Source organism: Halomonas sp. G15 (assembly GCF_021282295.1).
In the GTDB taxonomy this organism is placed as follows: domain Bacteria; phylum Pseudomonadota; class Gammaproteobacteria; order Pseudomonadales; family Halomonadaceae; genus Halomonas; species Halomonas alimentaria.
Genome location: NZ_JAJSPA010000001.1, coordinates 92,586 through 108,346 on the forward strand (window position 1 = coordinate 92,586; position 15,761 = coordinate 108,346).

A 15,761-nucleotide genomic window follows, 5' to 3' on the forward strand; every position below is an offset into this window, starting at 1 on the left:
TCGAACACTGCATGTGACGCCAAAGGCGCCGGACAGTTCAGCGAATCGACAAGAAATCGGCAATTTTCTGGTGCACTTCACTCATCGACCGTCTCGCGATTGCGTGCGGTGGTGACCAGCGGCTGGATATGCGCATCCACCGCCTCACGTGCGCGGAATATCCGCGAACGTACCGTGCCTACCGGGCAATCCATGATATTGGCGATATCCTCGTAGGAGAGGCCATCCAGCTCGCGAAGTGTGATCGCCGTGCGCAGGTCATCGGGCAGCGCCTCGATCGCCTCGAAGATGGCAGCCTCCAGCTGGTCGCGGGCCATGGCCGCCTCGGGGGTCTCGGTATCCGAGAGGCGCCCGCTCTGGTCGAGGATCTCGGCATCGACGATATCCAGATCGCTGCCCGGCGGACGCCGTCCCTTGGAGACCAGATGGTTCTTCGCCGTGTTGATGGCAATACGGTACATCCAGGTATAGAACGCACTCTCGGCGCGGAACTTGCCCAGGGCACGATAGGCCTTGATGAAGGCCTCCTGGGCCACATCCTGTACCTCGGCATGATCGTGCACATAGCGACCGATCAGGCCGATGATCTTGTGCTGATACTTCTTCACCAGCAGGTCGAAGGCGCGGGTATCGCCCTTCTGGGCACGCTCGACGAGCTGCTGGTCGGTTTCCCTGGCGCCCATCTAGACCCTCCCCGTCATCAGGCGACGGGAAAGGCAGCGTCGTCCGGAAGGCCTTGAAACTTCAACAGCGTGGCGTGCTTGCATAGCGTCTACCTGGAGCCTGGGCGTATGGGGGTCGATGACCGTCAACAAGAGTCGCACAAGTGTTCCCTTTTCCAGTTCATCCATCAAGCGGTGGTCGTTAGCGGACGCGGGCGCTGAGACAATGCGCATGCTCAGGAGGTTCCCGCGATTGATCCGCCACACCCCGCCCGGTGTATAGTAGGCGCACAAGAATCACGCCGTCAGGCCCTCAGCGCAGACACGACATACAGGAATCAGAATGACAGATCAGCAGGTCAGCAACCTCAACGTCCTCTCCCAGGACGTGCTTATCACCCCGGAAGCCCTCAAGCAGGAGATTCCGCTTACCGACGCCGCCGAGAAGACGGTCATTGAGGGGCGCCACACCATCCAGCGTATCCTCGACGGCGAGGATCCGCGCCTGCTGGTCGTGGTCGGCCCCTGCTCCATCCACGACGTGGACGCCGCCCTCGACTACGCGCGCCGCCTGCGCCGCCTGGCCGACGAGGTGAAGGACAGCCTGTATATCGTGATGCGCGTCTACTTCGAGAAGCCACGCACCACCGTGGGTTGGAAGGGCCTGATCAACGACCCCCACCTGAACGGCTCCTTCGAGATCGAGGAAGGGCTGCATATCGCCCGCCGGCTGCTGGTGGAGCTCGCCGAGATGGGCCTGCCGCTGGCCACCGAGGCCCTCGACCCGATCTCGCCGCAGTATATCCAGGACTGCATCAGCTGGTCGGCGATCGGTGCGCGCACCACCGAGTCCCAGACCCACCGCGAGATGTCCTCCGGCCTCTCCTGCCCGGTAGGCTTCAAGAACGGCACCGACGGCAGCCTGGATGTCGCGGTCAACGCCCTGCAGTCGGTGGCGCATCCCCATAACTTCCTGGGCATCGACTACAAGGGCCGGGTGGCGATCATCCGCACCCGCGGCAACGTCTACGGCCACGTGGTGCTGCGCGGCGGCAACGGCAAGCCCAACTACGACAGCGTCAGCGTGGCCCTGGCCGAGCAGGAGCTCAACAAGGCCGGCATCAAGCCCAACATCATGATCGACTGCTCCCACGCCAACTCCAACAAGGATGCGGCGCTTCAGCCCCTGGTGCTGGAGAACGTCACCAACCAGATCCTCGAGGGCAACCGTTCGATCATCGGCCTGATGGTCGAGTCCAACATCGGCTGGGGCAACCAGAAGCTGACCAAGGACCTGAGCCAGCTTGCGTACGGTGTCTCCATCACCGATGCCTGCATCGACTGGGAGACCACGGAACGGGCCTTCAAGGAGATGGACGAGAAGCTGGCGCCGGTGCTGGCCAAGCGCATCGAGGCCTGATCGAGCCGCCCGGCACAAGCGCCCAGCGGTACCCGGTACCGTGCACGAAAACCCCACGCCACTACTGTCGGCGCGGGGTTTTCTTCTGGTCAGGTCTCGCCTCTACAGTGCCAGCTCGGCCCATACCGGGGCATGGTCGGAGGGCTTCTGCATGCCGCGCAGGTCGTAGTCGATACCGGCGTCGGTCACCCTCTCGGCCAGCGGCGCGGTCACCAGGATATGGTCGATGCGCAGGCCACGCTTCGGCTCCCGGTCGAAGCCCTTCGAGCGGTAGTCGAACCAGCTGAAGCGGTCGTCCACCGCCGGATAGCAGAGGCGGTAACTGTCGGTGAGTCCCCAGGCCTTGATCCCGGCGAGCCACTCGCGCTCCAGCGGCTGGAAGCTGGTCTTGCCCTCCCGCAGCCAGCGCTTGCGGTTGGCCTCGCCGATACCGATATCGATATCCTCGGGTGAGATGTTGAAGTCGCCCATCACCGCCAGCCGCTCGTCGGGGCGTTGGGCGCCCTCCAGCAGGCGCCGGAGCTGGGCATAGAACTCACGCTTGTGGGGGAACTTCAGCGGGTGCTCGACGTTCTCGCCCTGGGGGAAGTAGCCGTTCCACACCGTCAGCCGCTCACCATCGGCCAGGCGCAGCACCACGCCGATCATGCGCCGCTGGGACTCCTCGCCGTCATCCGGGAAGCCGTAGTGCACCGCCTCGGGCTCACCGCACTGGGCGACATCGATCATCAGGGCCACTCCGTAGTGGCCCTTCTGGCCGTGATAGACGACCCGGTAGCCCAGCGCTTCCACCGCTTCGCGGGGAAACTCGGCGTCCTGCACCTTGGTCTCCTGCAGACCGATCACGGCCGGGCGCTGGGTAGTCACCAGCGCCTCCAGCTGATGGAGACGCGCGCGAATGCCGTTGATATTGAACGAGACCAGGCGCATCAGTTCGACGGGCCTCCCTGCTCCGACCCCTGGCCGCCTTCGTGCTCAGGGTGAATGGCGATCTCCTGGCCAGCCTCCTGGCGGGCCTGCTTGCGGGCAGCCTGCAGCTTGCGCTGCTGACGCTTCTTCTGGGTATAGCGGGTCGACGAGGTCACCTGATCGGGATTCTCGTGGCGCCACTTCTTGTAATCCTTGCGTCGGCCGGTGCGAATCTGCACCTTGTCGGCCAGCGAACGTGTCTTCTTGCGACGTGTCATGGGGAAACTCCTCTGCTTTGGCGCGCATTCTACCAGCCCTTGGCGGTGAGACGCGCCCTTCGTCGCATAGACTGGTACAATGCCCGTTTGCATCACACGACTACCCTATCGATACGGAAAGACAGCAAGCCTATGAGCGAGTCGGAACAGACCACGGCCCCGGCCGAGAACCGCAAGCCCAAGCGTCGTCGTCGCAAGCCGCGCCGTCGCCAGTCGAACTGGGACCTGCGCCAGTTCCAGGTACCCCCGGTGGCCGGCAAGTGGCGCTTTCACGACTTCGACCTGCCCCTGCCGCTGATGCGCGCCATCCATGCGCTGGGCTTCGAGTACTGCACGCCGATCCAGGCCGAGGCCCTCGGCCACACCCTGCTCGGCGGAGATATCGTCGGCAAGGCCCAGACCGGCACGGGCAAGACCGCCGCCTTCCTGATCTCGATCATCGCCTACTTCCTCGAGGAAGAGCGTCCCAACGGCCAGAAGAACGGTGCGCCGCGCTCGCTGATCGTGGCGCCGACCCGGGAACTCGCCCTGCAGATCGAGAAGGATGCCAAGGCACTGGCCCGTTTCACCGATCTCAAGGTGGCCAGTGTCGTCGGCGGCATGGACTACCAGAAGCAGCGTGACGCCCTGGGCGGCAAGCTCGACATTCTGGTGGCCACGCCGGGACGCCTGCTCGACTTCCATCAGAAGCGCGACGTCGACCTGACCCAGGTCGAGGTGCTGGTGCTCGATGAGGCCGACCGCATGCTCTCCATGGGCTTCATTCCCGACGTCAAGCGTATCATCCGCCATACGCCGAAGAAGGAAGAGCGGCAGACCTTCCTGTTCTCGGCCACCTTCACCGAGGACATCCTGGAGCTCGCCAGCCAGTGGACCCATGAGCCGGCCCACGTCGAGATCGCGGTGACCGTCGACAACGCCGCCGACATCGACCAGCGCGTCTACATGGTCGGCGATGCCGACAAGCAGCGTCTGCTGGTCAACCTGCTGCAGCAGGAAAGCTTCGATCGGGTGATGGTGTTCGGCAACCGGCGTGACCTGGTGCGCAAGCTCGACGACCTGCTCCGCAAGGCGGGGATCGACGTGGCCATGCTCTCCGGCGACGTGCCGCAGAACCAGCGCATCGAAACGCTCGAGAAGTTCCGCGCAGGTGAGATCCAGGTGCTGGTGGCCACCGACGTGGCCGGTCGCGGCATCCATATCGAGGACGTCAGCCACGTGATCAACTACACCCTGCCGGAAGACCCGGAGGACTACGTCCACCGTATCGGCCGCACCGGCCGGGCCGGCGCCAAGGGCGTATCGATCAGCTTCGTGGGCGAGGAAGATGCCTTCTCGCTGCCCGAGATCGAGCGCTTCATCGGCGACAAGCTGCCCTGCGAGCATCCGCCCGAAGGACTGCTGTAGCCATAATGCTCGACGAGGCCCTCAAGCGCGAGATCCAGACCGCTTACCGCCATGCGCTGGAGGGCCTGGGGCTGACGCCCCGCTATGGCCAGCGCCTGATGATCGCCGAGATCGCCCGCACCCTGGCAGGCATCGAGGCTGACGACTCCGGCAAGCGCACAAGCGACGAGCATGTCTGCGTGCTCGAGGCGGGTACCGGCACCGGCAAGACCCTGGCCTATCTGCTGGCCGCCCTGCCGGTGGCCAAGGCCCGCGGCAAGCGGCTGGTGATCTCCACCGCCACGGTGGCGCTGCAGGAGCAGGTGCTTCACCAGGACCTGCCGGCGCTCAAGGCACACAGCGGGATCGACTTCAGCTACGCCCTGGCCAAGGGGCGTGGCCGCTACGTGTGCGTGGCACGCCTCGACCAGGCCCTCGATGGCGGCGAGGAGAACCCCACCCTGTCGATGTTCGAGCAGGCCCTGGACAGTGGCGGCGATGACTTCCAGGCGTTGGTCAAGAGCCTGAGCGACGCCTACGGCAGTGGCCGCTGGGAGGGGGATCGCGACAGTTGGCCCGAGGCGATCAAGGATGAGCACTGGCGTCGCCTGACCGTGGACCACCGGCAGTGCACCAACCGGCGCTGTGGCCACTTCGGTGCCTGCGCTTTCTTCCGTGCCCGCCGCGACATGGAACAGGCCGATATCATCGTCGCCAATCACGACCTGGTGCTGGCCGATCTCTCCCTGGGCGGCGGCGTGGTACTGCCCGACCCGGGTGACTGCATCCACGTCTTCGACGAGGGGCATCACCTGCCCGACAAGGCCCTCAACCACTTCACCTATCGCTTCGGCGTGAATGCCGGCCTGCGCTGGCTGCGCAATCTCAGGAAGTCGCTCAGCGAACTCAACGCCGCCCTGGGCGTACAGCCCACCCTGGCGCGGCTGCTGGCCAGCCTGCCCCAGGCGATGGATGCCGCCGAGCCACGACTCGGCGAGGCCTTCGCCCTGGGCCATCAGCTGGCCGGGCGTCCCCAGGGGCTCGGCGACGCCGAGGAGTTCCATCAGCACCGCTTCGAGATGGGACGCGCCCCGGAGGCACTGCGCGAGCACGCCGCGGCGCTGGTCACGCTGTTTGCCGAGCTCTCCCGCACCCTCGAGAGCATGGCGGATATCCTGCGCGAGAGCCTCGACCCCGAGAAGCACACCGGCCTGCCTCGGGACGCCGCCGAGGCTTGGCTGCCGCTGGTGGCGCTGCTCCATGGCCGCGCCCTGGAAGCCCACGCCCTGTGGCAGGCCTTCAGCGAGGTCGATCCCGAGGGAGAGCCACCGCGGGCGCGCTGGCTGACACTGGAACGCTTCGGCGGCGAGCCGGAGCTGACCTTCGCGGCGAGCCCCGTGTCGGCCGCCCACACCCTGGCCAAGAGCCTGTGGGGTACCACCTTCGGCGCCGTGGTCACCTCGGCGACGCTCACCGCACTGGGTCGCTTCGAACGGCTGCAGGAGCGCGCCGGACTGGCCAACCGCTATCGCTACCAGCGCCTGCCCAGTCCCTTCGACTATTCGCGGGCGGTGCTCAGTGTTCCCCGGGAGGCCGTCGACCCCGCCGATCGCGAAGGCCATGAGCGCGCCATCGTCGACTTCGTCCAGAGTCTCGACACCCGGGAAGCAGTGCTGATGCTGTTCTCGTCCCGGGCCCAGCTGCGCGCCGTGGAGAAGGCATTGCCCAGGTCCCTGGCCGAGCGGGTACTGGCTCAGGACCGGCTGCCCAAGCGCGAGCTGATCAACCGCCACCGCGAGCGGGTAGATGCCGGGGAAGGCAGCATCATCTTCGGGTTGGCGAGCTTCGCCGAAGGCATCGACCTGCCCGGCGACTACCTGACCCATGTGGTCATCACCCGGCTGCCCTTCGCGGTGCCCGACGATCCGGTGGGCGCGACGCTCGCCGAATGGATCGAGAGCCGCGGTGGCAATCCCTTCATGCGCATCAGCGTGCCGGACGCTTCCATCAAGCTGGTCCAGGCCTGTGGCCGTCTGATCCGCAAGGAAGCCGACCACGGCCGCATCACCCTCCTCGACCGGCGCGTGCTTACCCGGCGCTACGGGCGGGCGCTGCTCGACTCGCTGCCACCCTTCGTCCGCGAGATCGACGGGGTACAGCAGGCGCGGTAAGCTTCCAGGAACGAAGCGACGCTATCCCGGCTATATATAACCGGGCAGCGCCCGGTTACCGGCCGGCTTGTGCCAGAGCCCGCTCGGCCAGCCGATCGCGCCCCCAGGCATGGGCGAGCTGACCAAGCCTCGCCCAATCGTTGCCGGCCCCACTCTGCTCGGCCACCCGCTGCCAGGCGGCCAGGGCGCGCTCACGATCCCGGGCCCGCTCCCAGGCCTGGGCCAGCAGCCGCCGGTTCGCCTCGCTGTCCTCCAGGGTCCCCTCTGCCAGGGCGGCCTCGAGATGCTCGGCGGCCCGGGCCGGCGTGCCCCCGGCCAGATGCAACTCGACCAACCGGCGAAGGTCATCGGCCCCGGTGAATACGCCGGCGCGCCAGCCCGCCTCCCAGATCGTTGCCGCCTGACCGGTATTGCCGGCACGCTGTGCCAGGGCTGCGGCAACTCGCCAGCGTTCAGGGTCGCGGCTCGTGGCGAGCCCGCCACCCAGGAGCGCCAGAGCCTCTGCCTCGTCCCCGGCGCGGCGCAGCACCGTGACGGCCAGTTCCCGCTGGCCCTCATCCAGTTGCGCTGTCATGCCACGCGCATGCCGCACATGCTCGGCGGCCAGCTCCCACTGCTCGAGTTCGGCCCTGGCGCGAGCCAGACGCCAGTGATCCCGGGCTTCGCCCGAGTGGCCCTCGAGCCACTCGGCCAGCAGGTTGGCGCCATCCCGGGTCTCGCCCGCGGCCAGGCGCAAACCGGCCTCGTCGTGCTGCCAGCGATCACGATGATGCGGCTCGATGCCGGATACGCGACGCGCCTGGCCGAGGTAGTCGGCGGCCAAGGAGAGATCCCCGTCACGTGCCGCCGCCCCTGCCGCCAGTTGCAGATAGAGAGCGCGAGCCCAGCGATCGGCGGCATTGCCCCCGGCCAGACGCTCGGCCTGGGCCACGGATCGCTCCCTCACTGCCGCCAGGTCACCGGCCTCTAGCCGCGCCTGGAGCCCTTCGAGATCAGCGATAAACGAGGCCGGTAGCGGTGGCGCCGACCAGGCCACGGTGGCGCCCCCCAACCAGCTAGTGACCAGCAACGCAACAGGCAGGAGAACTCTCGACATGGCATTACCTCAGCTCGAATTCCAGGCGCTGGCGAGCGCGACGCAGCCCCTCAGCGGATTCGAAGCGCCAACGTGATACGGCTCGCTTCGCCGCCTGGTCGAAAACATTGGATGGCCGGGCGGAGAGCACGCGGATGCTCGAGGGGTCGACGCTACCGTCGGCTCGAATCACGAACTCCACCTCGACATGCCCCTCGAGGCCGCGGCGCTGGGCCCGCGCGGGATACTCGGGCGGCACCCGACTGGTGGGCGCGACCTGCCCCACATCCACCGGCGCATTGCTGGCCGCTTCGGCCTGTGCGGGTTCAGACGGCGCGGGCGATGGCGCCGAGGATTCCTGGCTCGGCTGTGGTGCCGGGCTCGCCTGGGGTTCGGGCTCTGCCTGGGGGCGGGGTTCCGGCAGAGGGGCAGGCTGCGACGCCGGCTCCGGGCGAGGCTCGGGCTGAACCTCGCTCAATTCCGGCAGACGAGTATCCAGTTCCGGCGGCTCGGCGTTCTCCGGCGGCAGCTCGGGTTCTGGCAGCATCACCTCGCTGCGGGGCAGCGGGGCCGGCTCCGGCAAGGGAGGCGGCGGCGCCGGCTCCACGGGCGCCGGGGGCTCGGCATCGGCGGGCGGCTGAGTCGACTCGGGCTCGGCTGCCTCGACACTGGTCAGCGCCATGCTCATTTCCATGACCTCGACCTCAGCCTCGGGAGGCGTAACCAGCAGCGCCAGCAGCCAGAACAGCAGCAGCGCCAGTCCCAGGCCGGAGAGCACCGAGACAACAACCCGTGTCATGAGGCGCCTCGCGTGGCGGCCACCGCCACGTTCTCCACTCCCGCCTGGCGCAAGCGGTCCATCACCTCAATCAGAAGGCCCGTGGTGGCCTCTCGATCGGCCTGGATCACCACACCGCCATCGTCGCTGACCAGGGCGGCCACCTCGTCACCCACCCGGTGCACGTCCACCGGTTCGCCATCCACCCAGACGGCTCCCTCCGGCGTGATCGCCACCATCAGCTGGGCATCCGGGCGCGGTGTGGCAGCACTCGACTCGGGACGTTCTATCTCCACCCCGCTCTCCTTGATGAAGCTGGTGGTGACAATGAAGAAGATCAACATGATGAAGACCACATCGAGCATCGGGGTCAGGTTGATCTCTCCGGCATCCCCCGGCTCGCCGGCAACGCTGCGACGTCTACGCATCACTCTCCTCCACGGCTCGAGCCAGGCGGTCATGCAGCCGCTGGTCCTCGCGCCGGATGATCTGTTCCAGTCGGCTGGTGAACAGCAGCCCCACCACGGCCACGGCCATTCCGGCCAAGGTCGGCAGAGTCGCCCGGGCGACCCCATCGGCCATGGCGCGGGCTTGGTGAGTTTCGCTCAATGCCAGGCTGTCGAAGACGCTGATCATGCCGGTGACGGTACCCAGCAGGCCGAGCAGTGGACAGAGCGCCACCAGCAGCTTGAGCCAGGGTAACGGCCGGCGCAGTCGCGCGATCAGCTGGCGGGTCCACACCTCACGCAGGGTCAGGGCGCTCCAGCTGTGGTGGTCAGCGCGCGCCGTCCAGCGCCGGATCAGGCGCTGGCGGGCTCCCCGGTAGGCGAGGCGGAAGAACAGCACCCGCTCGAGTGCCAGGCTGAAGAGCAGGGCCGCTACCGCGGCGATGCCGACCAGCACCACGCCACCGGCATCGATCAGCCGTGCGATCGGCTCAAGCCAGGGCATCAGCACGGCGCTTGTTCCTGGACGCGACGGATGAGGGTTGGCGGTGCTCGAGGGTTTCGGCCAGGGCGGCACTGGCCTGGCCCTCGACAATGCCGGCCAGCTGACGGCTGCGCCCGGTCAGGGCGGTATGTGCAAACAGCAGCGGAACGGCGGTAACCAGTCCCAGCACGGTGGTCACCAGGGCCTGGCTGATGCCACCGGCCATCAGCTGCGGATCGCCGGTGCCGAACACGGTGATCGCCTGGAAAGTAACGATCATGCCGGTCACCGTGCCCAGCAGGCCGAGCAACGGGGAGACCGCGGCGAGCAGCTTGACCAGCGGCTGACCGCGCTCCAGGCGTGGCATCTCAGCCAGCACCGCCTCGTCGAGCCGCGCCTCCAGCGCCTCGGGAACCGGCTCGTCGCTGAGTGCCCGGAAACGCAGCAGCACACGGCCCAGCGGGTTGTCCTGACGCAGGTCGGCCAGGTCACGACGCTGACGCCTTACCACCAGGCTGACACGGAGCAGATAGGCATACTGGGCCAGTGCCACCAGCAGGCCGAAAGCGCCGAGCCCCACCACGACATAGCCCACAGCACCCCCCTGATGGAAACGCTCCACCAGGCTGGGGCGTTGGCCCAGGGCCGCCAGAACATCGCCACCGGTGGGGTCCAGCACGACGGTCTCGGCGTTGCCGGCCTGAAAGGCGCTCAAGTGCTCGCTGACCTCATCCGGCGTGCGCGCCAGCGTGGAGAGTACGCCCTCCTCGGCCCCGCGCTGGAGCAGCTCGCCGCCACTGAATGCCGCCAGGTCACCCAGGCGCACCACCTCGCGGGGGCGGATCTCGCCGTTGCTGCCGGCAACAGGAGCCTCTAAGGCTCGAATGCGGCCAGTCTCGGCGGTCAGCGCCATCAGCGCATCGCCCAGGGTCTCGAGGTGTTCCGGACGCAGCACCTCGGCATCATCCAGGCGTGGCGGTAGATCAGGGCCTCCCAACGTGATCCAGCTCTGTCCCAGGGAGTCGCGCAGCTCGCCGCTGTGCCGGGCCAGCACGTCCAGTACCGCCGCCAGGTCACCCCCCTGCTCGGCCTGGCGTTCATCCAGGGCCGAATCCCGCGCCTGCAACTCGGCCTGACGTGACTCGAGCTCGGCACCTCGTGCTTCGGCCGCGGCGTGCACCTGGCGGGCCTCGTTCAAGGCAGACTCCAGCGCCTCACGATCCTCGACCAACGCGGCAAGTCGGGCGGCGTCCCGGGCCTCTGCGGCCTCGCGCTCGGCGCGCAGCGTGGTCAAGGGGTCCTCCTGAGCGGCTACGGGCAGTGCCGTGACCAGCAACAATGCGGTCAGCGCTGTCGCTATCATGCGCCCGGCAGCGGATGTGACGGTCGTCATCATGAGGCATCCCCCTCGTTGGCCGGCGTGATGGGGTGGGAAACCGGCAGGGTCAGCAGTTCCGGTGCTCGCTGGTCGCGCGCCATGCGCAGGCCATGGCGCAGCTCGACGCGGGCCGCCTCATCCAGCGCTTGCCAGCGCTTGGCATCGCTGCGCCAGACCGCCCCCTCTCGTCCGTCGGCAGTCAGGTAGTAGAGCCCCACCCGCCCCAGGCGCAGGAAGTCCACCTCGCGGCGCTGCTCGCCCTGCCCGAGGGTACCGCGCCAGGCGTCGAGCTCGCGGCCGTAGTCCAGCTCACTGCGCCAGGCGGCAAGCAGATGATCCAGGCGCTCCGCGGTGGTAGTGTCGGGGTCCGTCATGCCTTTCTCGAGGCCCTCGGCCCGGGCCAGGCGCTCTTCTTTCAGGAACGGCAGATCGCCTTCGACCCATGTGCCCAGGCGCCTGGTCAGCGCCTTCTCGACCTCGGGCAACGTCTCACGCGTCTCGGACAGGGTATCCAGTGCCGTTTCCCGAGCGTCCAGCTGTTGCGCCTGGCGTTCGAGCCGTGGCGCCAGGGTGTCGCTGCGCGCCTCGAGCCGGCGGGTAGCGGCTTCCAGGCGACGTAGCTCGGCCAACATCTCGCGACTGGCGTCGTCGGCGGCATCGATCCTTTGCTGCAGCTCGGCCTGGGCGCGCTGGGCCTCACCAGTGGCTTCCAGCAGCTCCTGGGCCATCAGCGGGGTGGCCGCCAGCATCAAGCCGGCGGCCACCCCGATCAGCAGATGTCCGGTCCTCTTCACGTCAGGCTCCCTGAGCGATCTCGAATGACGCCGGATCATCGCAAAAATGATAACAATTATCAATGACGCAGATCAGAAGGCCCAGTCCTCATCCTCGGTGGCGACCGTCCGCCCGATGACATAAGCCGAACCGGAACCGGAGAAGAAGTCGTGGTTCTCGTCAGCCCCCGGCGAGAGTGCGGCGAGGATGGTGGGATCCACGTCGCACAGCTCCTGGGGAAAGAGACCCTCGAAGCCCAGGTTCATCAGTGCCTTGTTGGCGTTGTAGTGGAGGAACGCCTTGACGTCCTCGGTCAATCCCACCTCGTCGTAGAGCGACTCGGTGTAGGCCACCTCGTTGTCGTAGAGCGCCAGCAACAGGTCATAGGCATAGGCCTTGACCTCCTCCTGGCGCTCTGGGCTCGCCTCGGCCAGGGCCTGCTGGAACTTGTAGCCGATGTAGTAGCCGTGCACCGCCTCGTCGCGGATGATCAGGCGGATCAGGTCGGCGGTGTTGGTCAGCTTGGCGTGGCTCGACCAGTACATCGGCAGGTAGAAGCCCGAATAGAACAGGAACGACTCCAGAAAGACGCTGGCCACCTTGCGCATCAGCGGGTCCTCGGCGCGGTAGCGCTCGAGTACCAGCTCGGCCTTGGTCTGCAGCGCGGGGTTCTCCTCGCTCCAGCGGAAGGCGTCATCCACCTCGCGAGTGGTGCATAGCGTCGAGAAGATCGAGCTGTAGGAGCGTGCATGTACCGCCTCCATGAAGGCGATATTGGCATAGACCGCCTCCTCGTGGGGGGTGCGCGCATCGGGCATCAGCGTCGGCGCCCCGACACTGCTCTGGATGGTGTCGAGCAGCGTCAGTCCGGTGAACACCCGGATAGTGAGCCGCCGCTCCGGCTCGCTCAGGGTGTTCCACGACGGGATGTCGTTGGAGAGCGGCACCTTCTCGGGTAGCCAGAAGTTGCTGGTCAGGCGGTTCCACACCTCCAGATCCTTGTCGTCCTCGAGCCGGTTCCAGTTGATGGCCTGGACACGGGTCAATCGCGATGTTGCCGTCGTCATGTCGGATCCCTCCGTCAGAGTGTGCACGAAACGCAGCCTTCTACCTCGGTGCCCTCCAGGGCACTCTGGCGCAGGCGTACGTAGTAGAGCGTCTTGATCCCCTTGCGCCAGGCATAGATCTGGGCACGGTTGATGTCCCGGGTGGTGGCGGTATCGGGGAAGAAGAGCGTCAGCGACAACCCCTGGTCGACGTGCTCCGAGGCCGCGGCGTAGGTGTCGATGATCGCCTCGGGTCCGATCTCGTAGGCGTCGCGGTAGAACGCCAGGTTGTCGTCGTCCAGGTAGGGTGCCGGGTAGTAGACCCGCCCCAGCTTGCCCTCCTTGCGGATCTCGATGGGCGAGGCCACTGGATGAATGCTGGAGGTGGCGTGGTTGATGTAGGAGATCGATCCGGTGGGAGGCACCGCCTGCAGGTAGCGGTTGTAAAGCCCGTGCGCCATCACCGACTCCTTGAGGGCCGCCCAGTCATCGCGAGTGGGCAGCACGATGCCGAGACGCTCGAACAACGCCCGGGCGCGTTCGGTGCTCGGTCGCCAGTCACGCTCGGTGTACTTGTCGAAGAAGGCACCGCTGGCGTAGGCGGAGGCCGCGAAGCCGGCGAAGCTCTCGCCGCGCTCCATGGCCAGCCGGTTGGAGGCGCGCAGTGCATGGTAAGCCACGCAGGCAAAGTAGACGCCGGTGAAGTCGAGCGCTTCTTCGGAGCCGTAGTGAATATGCTCCCGAGCCAGGAAGCCATGCAGGTTCATCTGACCCAGGCCGATAGCCCGGGAGCGGGCATTGCCGTTAGCCACCGAAGGCACCGAGGCGATGTCAGTCATCTCGGCCACCGCGGTCAGGCCGCGCACGGCGACTTCGACGCTGGCTCCGATATCCCCGCCATCCATGACCCGGGCGATATTCAATGAGCCAAGGTTGCAGGAGATGTCCTCTCCCACGCGGCGGTAGCCGAGATCCTCGTCGAACTCGCTGGGCGTGTTGACCTGCAGGATCTCCGAGCAGAGGTTGCTCATGTTGACCCGGCCGGCGATGGGATTGTCGCGATTGACGTTGTCCTCGAACATCACATAGGGATAGCCCGACTCGAACTGCACCTCGGCCAGGGTCTGGAAGAAGGCCCGGGTGTCGATCCTGGTCTTGCGGATGCGCCGGTCGTCCACCATCTCGTGGTACTTCTCGGTGACGCTGATGTCGCCGAAGGGCACGCCGTAGACACGCTCCACGTCATAGGGCGAGAAGAGGTACATGGGCGCGTTGCGCCGGGCGAGGTCGAAGGTGATGTCGGGGATGGTGACCCCCAGCGAGAGGGTCTTGATGCGTACCTTCTCGTCGGCATTCTCGCGCTTAGTGTCGAGGAAACGCAGGATATCGGGATGGTGGGCGTTGAGGTAGACCGCGCCCGCCCCCTGGCGGGCGCCCAGCTGGTTGGCGTAGGAGAAGGCGTCCTCGAGCAGCTTCATGATCGGGATGATTCCCGACGACTGGTTCTCGATCTGCTTGATGGGGGCCCCCGCCTCGCGGATGTTGCTGAGCAGCAATGCCACTCCGCCACCGCGCTTGGAGAGCTGCAGCGCCGAGTTGATGCCCCGACCGATGGACTCCATGTTGTCTTCGAGGCGCAGCAGGAAGCAGGAGACCAGTTCGCCGCGCTGGCGCTTGCCGGCATTGAGGAAGGTGGGCGTGGCCGGCTGGAAACGGCCGCCGATGATTTCGTCCACCAGCGAGCGGGCCAGAGCCTCGTCACCGCGGGCCAGGGTCAGCGCCACCATGCACACCCGGTCCTCGAAACGCTCCAGGTAGCGGCGCCCGTCGAAGGTCTTCAGCGTATAGCTGGTGTAGTACTTGAAGGCGCCAAGGAAGCTCGGGAAGCGGAACTTCCAGGCGTAGGCCTGCTCGAAAAGCGCCTTGACGAAGCCGGGAGCATAAGCTGCGAGCACCTCCGGTTCGTAATACTCCTGCTCCACCAGGTAGTCGAGCTTCTCCTCCAGCGAATGGAAGAACACCGTGTTCTGGTTGACGTGCTGCAGGAAATACTGGCGCACCGCCTCGCGGTCGCGCTCCAGTTGCAGGCGTCCGTCGGCACCATACAGGTTGAGCATGGCGTTGAGCGCGTGGTAATCCAGCTCACGCGCGGCGGCCTCCCCCTGGCGGGGCGGCGGGGTCAGGATGGTCGTGTCCAAAACTCTCTCACTCCCTTGCGAACCCGGGTCACGTCCTCGTCCGTGCCCAGCAATTCGAATCGATACAGCAGCGGTACGCCGCACTTCTCGGCGATGATGCGGCCGGCCAGCCCGTAGGCGGCGCCGAAGTTGGTATTGCCGGCGGCGATCACCCCGCGCAGCAGGGCCCGATTAGCGTCGTCATTGAGGAAACGGATCACCGGGGCCGGCACCGCCCCCCTCACCTCGCCCCCACCGTAGGTGGGCGTGACCAGGATGAAGGGGGACGTCGCCTCGAGCGTCGGCGCACCCCGCTCGAGGGGGATGCGCCGGGCCGGCAGACCGAGACGCTCCACGAAGCGGTGAGTGTTGCCGGAGCGGGTCGAGAAGTAGATCAGCTCCGGTGGCAGCGCCGAGACGGCCGCCACACTCACGCCCGGGCCAGGTGGCCGAGGCGATCCGGACGGAAGCCGGACCAGTGCTCGGAGCCGGCAATCACCACCGGCAGCTGGCGATGGCCCAGGGACATCACGCGCTCGCGGGCCTTCGGGTCACGCTCCAGGTCGATCAGGCGGTAGGCGATGCCCTGACGCTCCAGGGTGCGGCAGGTGGCGGTGCACTGGGGGCAGGCGGGACGGGTATAGACCTCGATCTCCATGGTGACACTCCCTGTTGGCAGGAAAACTATATATGGCGTCTACAGGGGCAAGGATACACCATATATAGAATTCGTCACTCTTGAAATACCATATGTAGTGGTATAGAAAGAAACGAGGC

16 protein-coding genes are annotated in these 15,761 nt (G+C 66.6%); 3 read left to right on the forward strand and 13 right to left on the reverse strand.

The genetic code is table 11. From position 1 onward, the window contains the following. Window positions 1-77: 77 nt before the first annotated feature. Complete coding sequence (rpoE, locus tag LWH48_RS00435; protein ID WP_232910846.1) at window positions 78-683, reverse strand: RNA polymerase sigma factor RpoE; 606 nt, start codon at window positions 681-683, stop codon at window positions 78-80. A 322-nt stretch (window positions 684-1,005) separates the two neighbouring features. On the opposite strand from rpoE, the gene LWH48_RS00440 reads away from it, so the two are divergent. Further along, complete coding sequence (locus LWH48_RS00440; protein WP_232910847.1) at window positions 1,006-2,082, forward strand: 3-deoxy-7-phosphoheptulonate synthase; 1,077 nt, start codon at window positions 1,006-1,008, stop codon at window positions 2,080-2,082. Between the two features lie 102 nt (window positions 2,083-2,184). Here LWH48_RS00440 and xthA read toward each other — a convergent pair whose 3' ends face one another. Together xthA and LWH48_RS00450 are read right to left on the reverse strand one after the other, a co-directional pair. Continuing rightward, window positions 2,185-3,012 (reverse strand): exodeoxyribonuclease III, encoded by an 828-nt coding sequence (xthA, locus tag LWH48_RS00445; protein ID WP_232910848.1) that lies wholly within the window; start codon window positions 3,010-3,012, stop codon window positions 2,185-2,187. Further along, window positions 3,012-3,269 carry a hypothetical protein gene (locus tag LWH48_RS00450; protein WP_213313118.1) on the reverse strand — a complete coding sequence of 86 codons (258 nt, stop codon included), beginning with the start codon at window positions 3,267-3,269 and terminating at the stop codon, window positions 3,012-3,014. The genes xthA and LWH48_RS00450 overlap by 1 nt, the downstream gene beginning before the upstream one ends. Before the next feature lie 132 nt (window positions 3,270-3,401). On the opposite strand from LWH48_RS00450, the gene rhlB reads away from it, so the two are divergent. Continuing rightward, on the forward strand, window positions 3,402-4,676 hold the full coding sequence (gene rhlB, locus LWH48_RS00455; protein ID WP_232910849.1) for an ATP-dependent RNA helicase RhlB: 1,275 nt from the start codon (window positions 3,402-3,404) through the stop codon (window positions 4,674-4,676). A 5-nt stretch (window positions 4,677-4,681) separates the two neighbouring features. Next, entirely contained in the window at window positions 4,682-6,826 is a 2,145-nt protein-coding gene (gene dinG / locus LWH48_RS00460) for an ATP-dependent DNA helicase DinG (RefSeq protein WP_232910850.1), read from the forward strand. Between the two features lie 55 nt (window positions 6,827-6,881). Here the strand turns inward: dinG and LWH48_RS00465 are convergent, their stop codons facing one another. The 10 genes from LWH48_RS00465 to nrdH all read right to left on the reverse strand — a co-directional run bounded on the left by LWH48_RS00465 (window position 6,882) and on the right by nrdH (window position 15,642). Next, on the reverse strand, window positions 6,882-7,922 hold the full coding sequence (locus LWH48_RS00465; RefSeq protein ID WP_232910851.1) for a hypothetical protein: 1,041 nt from the start codon (window positions 7,920-7,922) through the stop codon (window positions 6,882-6,884). A 4-nt stretch (window positions 7,923-7,926) separates the two neighbouring features. Then, window positions 7,927-8,700: a TonB family protein gene (locus LWH48_RS00470; protein WP_232910852.1), complete on the reverse strand. Its 774-nt coding sequence runs from the start codon at window positions 8,698-8,700 to the stop codon at window positions 7,927-7,929. Next, window positions 8,697-9,107 (reverse strand): ExbD/TolR family protein, encoded by a 411-nt coding sequence (locus LWH48_RS00475; protein WP_213313115.1) that lies wholly within the window; start codon window positions 9,105-9,107, stop codon window positions 8,697-8,699. The genes LWH48_RS00470 and LWH48_RS00475 overlap by 4 nt, the downstream gene beginning before the upstream one ends. Then, on the reverse strand, window positions 9,100-9,630 hold the full coding sequence (locus tag LWH48_RS00480; protein WP_232911022.1) for a MotA/TolQ/ExbB proton channel family protein: 531 nt from the start codon (window positions 9,628-9,630) through the stop codon (window positions 9,100-9,102). The genes LWH48_RS00475 and LWH48_RS00480 overlap by 8 nt, the downstream gene beginning before the upstream one ends. Beyond that, the gene (locus LWH48_RS00485; RefSeq protein ID WP_232910853.1) at window positions 9,617-11,002 is read right to left on the reverse strand and encodes a MotA/TolQ/ExbB proton channel family protein; all 1,386 of its coding nucleotides are present in this window, start codon (window positions 11,000-11,002) and stop codon (window positions 9,617-9,619) included. Before LWH48_RS00485 ends, LWH48_RS00480 begins: the two co-directional genes overlap by 14 nt. After that, window positions 11,002-11,781 (reverse strand): DUF3450 domain-containing protein, encoded by a 780-nt coding sequence (locus LWH48_RS00490; RefSeq protein WP_232910854.1) that lies wholly within the window; start codon window positions 11,779-11,781, stop codon window positions 11,002-11,004. The genes LWH48_RS00485 and LWH48_RS00490 overlap by 1 nt, the downstream gene beginning before the upstream one ends. A gap of 72 nt (window positions 11,782-11,853) precedes the next feature. Further along, on the reverse strand, window positions 11,854-12,828 hold the full coding sequence (gene nrdF, locus LWH48_RS00495) for a class 1b ribonucleoside-diphosphate reductase subunit beta (RefSeq protein WP_232910855.1): 975 nt from the start codon (window positions 12,826-12,828) through the stop codon (window positions 11,854-11,856). Window positions 12,829-12,842: 14 nt separating this feature from the next. Continuing rightward, complete coding sequence (gene nrdE, locus LWH48_RS00500) at window positions 12,843-15,005, reverse strand: class 1b ribonucleoside-diphosphate reductase subunit alpha (RefSeq protein ID WP_269816041.1); 2,163 nt, start codon at window positions 15,003-15,005, stop codon at window positions 12,843-12,845. Further along, complete coding sequence (gene nrdI / locus LWH48_RS00505) at window positions 14,987-15,418, reverse strand: class Ib ribonucleoside-diphosphate reductase assembly flavoprotein NrdI (RefSeq protein WP_332875597.1); 432 nt, start codon at window positions 15,416-15,418, stop codon at window positions 14,987-14,989. The genes nrdE and nrdI overlap by 19 nt, the downstream gene beginning before the upstream one ends. Next, window positions 15,415-15,642: a glutaredoxin-like protein NrdH gene (nrdH, locus tag LWH48_RS00510; RefSeq protein WP_232910856.1), complete on the reverse strand. Its 228-nt coding sequence runs from the start codon at window positions 15,640-15,642 to the stop codon at window positions 15,415-15,417. The genes nrdI and nrdH overlap by 4 nt, the downstream gene beginning before the upstream one ends. Between the last annotated feature and the right edge of the window lie 119 nt (window positions 15,643-15,761).